Raw genomic sequence first — 3148 nt, forward strand, 5'->3', positions numbered from 1 at the left:
CCACCCTCACCCTCCCCACCAACGCCATCACCGAACTCGACACCATCGCCACCACCCACCCCTAACCACCCGGCCACACGTCACCAGGCGAGGTGCCACCCGCCCCACCACGGAGGAAGAACCATGCCCGCAACACCCGGAGACCAAGCCCAGCCCACGGTCGGCTTCGTCGGTCTCGGTGATCAAGGCGCCCCCATCGCACAAGCCATCGGCGACTCCGGATACCCGCTGCTCGTGTGGGCCCGCCGCCCGGCCTCGCTCGATGCGCTCGACGGCACACCCTTCACCGCGGCGAACTCGGTCGCCGAGCTGGCGGCCGGGAGCGACGTGGTGGCGTTGTGCCTCCCGCAAGACTCGGACAACGTGCAGGTCGCCATGGACGGCGGCCTGCTGGAGAACATGCGTCCGGGCACGATCCTCATCAACCACGGGACCGGCCTGCCCTCAGAAGCCCAGAAGCTCACGGAGCTCGCAGCGCCGTACGACATCGCCGTGCTCGACGCGCCGGTGAGCGGCGGGCACGCGGTCGCCGTGGCGCGCCAGCTGACGACCATCGTCGGAGGCCCGGCCGCTGCGGTCGAGAAAGTCACCCCGATCTTCAAGGCGTTCTCGAAGATCGTGATCCACATGGGCCCGGTTGGTACCGGCCAGTTCGGCAAGCTGTTCAACAACGCGCTGATGATGCTGAACCAGCGGAACATCGCCGAGGTGCTGGAAGTGGCGACCAAACTGGACCTGCCGCTCCAGCCGCTGATCGAGGTGCTGCGCTCCGGATCGGCGACCAGCTTCGCCCTCCAAGCATTCGGCGGGTCCGTCACCTCGGAGAACGCCGCGCACCTCAAGCAACTCCAGCTGATCGACATGGGTCTGTTCAGCGCTGCGGTCGAGGGTCTCGGCGATCAGGCACGCAACGTCGTCGACCGGGCGGTCGACGCATCCAACCGCCTTCCGGAGCTCACAACGAACATCGAGGCCAACACCGCACAATAGATCCAGGAGCTGCCCGGATGGCCAAGGAACGGGAGACCTCGTTGCCGTTCGGGCAGCCAGTGGTCCGCTTCCAGGACGTGCTGGCCGACCCGGAGTGGGAGACCCCGGAGCACCGCGCTCCCGGCGAGGCCGACCGCGTAGCCGGTGCGCTCCGGCCGATTCCCGCTGTGCCGCTGCTGTTCCGGCACGGGCCCTGCCTTCGCGACGATGGCCGCGACCACGTCGTAGTTCCACATCGGCCGTGCCGAAACGAGCGGCCGTCCTGCCTGGTGAGAGGCATGGATCCGGCGGGACCATCCGCGTGTTGTCCACGGGATCATGTTCTTCGCGCGTTTCCTGCGCCGTTCATTTGGTGGTTCAGCTCTCGACACACGTGTGTCCGGACCGGGTGTTGAGCTGCTTCGGGCCAGGAACGAATGGAGAAATGATGACCAGACCCGGTAAAGCCGCGGCCGCAAGCCTGCTCGCGGTAACCCTGATGGGGACCTGTGCGGGGACCGCCACCGCGAGCGACGTCGTGCCGGACCCGGTCCGGGATTGGCAGCGCACCGAGGTGTCGCCCGGTGTCACGCTGTACCAGGGGGAAGTGCAAGGCAGGCCTGGTGCCGATTTCTGGACGGTGACCGTGCAGTTCGCCGCCCCCAACGGCCCGCAGCAGCTCGGCGCCGAGCCGGACGCCCGAGCAGCGGCGGAAAGGCTTCGCGCCAGCGGTTTCGAGCCCAGGGTCGAGCGCGTCGATTGGCCCTCCGGCGTCGATGTCGCTCCAGGTCCCGTCGGGTGGCGGGTGCGGGCAGGCGGATTCGGCGGCCGGGACCAGGCTGCGGAGCTGGAGCGACAGGTGGATGCGGCTGGTTTCGACGCCATCACCGAGTGGACGGGTGCGGATGCCATGCCGGGCACCGGCATCGCCCGGACCAGCGTCGCGATCATCGACCCCGCGCGGTTCGACGGCGAACTGACCGCCAGCTACGGGAACTTCGTGGCGGGGCGGGAAAAGCTCACCGACATGTCCGCGCAGCGGGACGCGACGCTCGGCATCAACGCGGGGTTCTTCGTGGTGGAGGACAAGGACGGCCTTCCCGGAGCGCCCGCTGGCATCGGCGTCTACGACGGCCAGTTGCAGAGCGCGGCGACGAACGGTCGCGTCGCGCTGGTCCTGGACGGAAATGGCATGCGCCCGCGGATCGCCAAGCTGTCCACGGAAATCGTCGCGTCGGCGCGTGGGCAGCAACTGGTCGTCGACGGGATCAACCGGATTCCCGGCAGGATCCGCAACTGCGGCGGCTTGGGCGGCGACAGCCCGACCGAACGTCCGCAGCACGACGTGACCTGCACCGATCCGGACGAGCTCGTGCTGTTCACCGATGAGCTCGGCGCATCGACACCGGCTGGCGATGGTGTCGAGGCCGTTCGCGATGCCACCGGCCGAGTCGTCGAGGTCCGACCGGCCGGTGGACCGGTTCCGCCCGGTGGCACCGTGGTCCAGGGCGTGGGCGAAGCGGCCAACTGGCTGACCGCCAACGCGCGGCCGGGCGAACCACTGCTAGTCGACCAGCAGATCCGCGACGAACGGGGCGCCCCAGTCCACTTCGGACCGAACGACGATGTCGTCAACGGTGGTCCGCAACTGGTCCGGGACGGACAGGTCCAGATGAACCTGCAGGAGGACGGGATCATCCGCGACGGCGATCGATCCATCGCCTACACCTGGGGTCTCAAGCGCAACCCGCGCAGCATCATCGGCGTGGACGCGCGGGGCCGGATCATCCTGGCCACCACCGACGGCCGTCAGCCCGGTTTCAGCGATGGATGGGGCCTGCAAGAGGCCGCCGAATTCATCCGCTCGATGGGCGCCGTCGACGCGATGGCGCTCGACGGCGGAGGCTCGGCCGGAATGGTCGTCGACGGTCAGCTGGTGACCAACCCCTCCGACGCGACTGGCGAGCGCGCCATCGGCGACGCGTTGTTGCTGCTGCCACGACGCTGAACGCAAGTCGTGGGGGGGGGGGGGCCAGCGGGGGGGGGGGGGGGGGGGGGGGCCCCCCCCCGGGGGGGGGGGGGGGGGGGGGGGGGGGGGGGGGGGGGGGGGCCCCCCCCCGCCGCCCGGGCGGGGGGGGGGGCCCGGCCCGGGCGGCGGGGGGGGGGGGGGGGGGGGGGG

The 3148-nt window shown here is 70.2% G+C and carries 2 protein-coding genes; both read left to right on the plus strand.

Annotated features, from left to right (window positions below):
- The first annotated feature begins 123 nt into the window (after positions 1 to 123).
- Positions 124 to 990: an NAD(P)-dependent oxidoreductase gene (locus MOQ72_RS43990; RefSeq protein WP_242192010.1), complete on the plus strand. Its 867-nt coding sequence runs from the start codon at positions 124 to 126 to the stop codon at positions 988 to 990.
- Positions 991 to 1417: 427 nt separating this feature from the next.
- Positions 1418 to 2977 carry a phosphodiester glycosidase family protein gene (locus tag MOQ72_RS43995; protein WP_242192011.1) on the plus strand — a complete coding sequence of 520 codons (1560 nt, stop codon included), beginning with the start codon at positions 1418 to 1420 and terminating at the stop codon, positions 2975 to 2977.
- Positions 2978 to 3148: the final 171 nt, after the last annotated feature.

The organism is Saccharopolyspora soli (assembly GCF_022678645.1).
GTDB classification, from domain to species: domain Bacteria; phylum Actinomycetota; class Actinomycetes; order Mycobacteriales; family Pseudonocardiaceae; genus Saccharopolyspora; species Saccharopolyspora soli.

Bases quoted from the DNA above. Each gene is read 5' to 3' on its own strand.
- MOQ72_RS43990 (WP_242192010.1), top strand. From the start codon at position 124: ATGCCCGCAACACCCGGAGACCAAGCCCAGCCCACGGTCGGCTTCGTC.
- MOQ72_RS43995 (WP_242192011.1), top strand. From the start codon at position 1,418: ATGACCAGACCCGGTAAAGCCGCGGCCGCAAGCCTGCTCGCGGTAACC.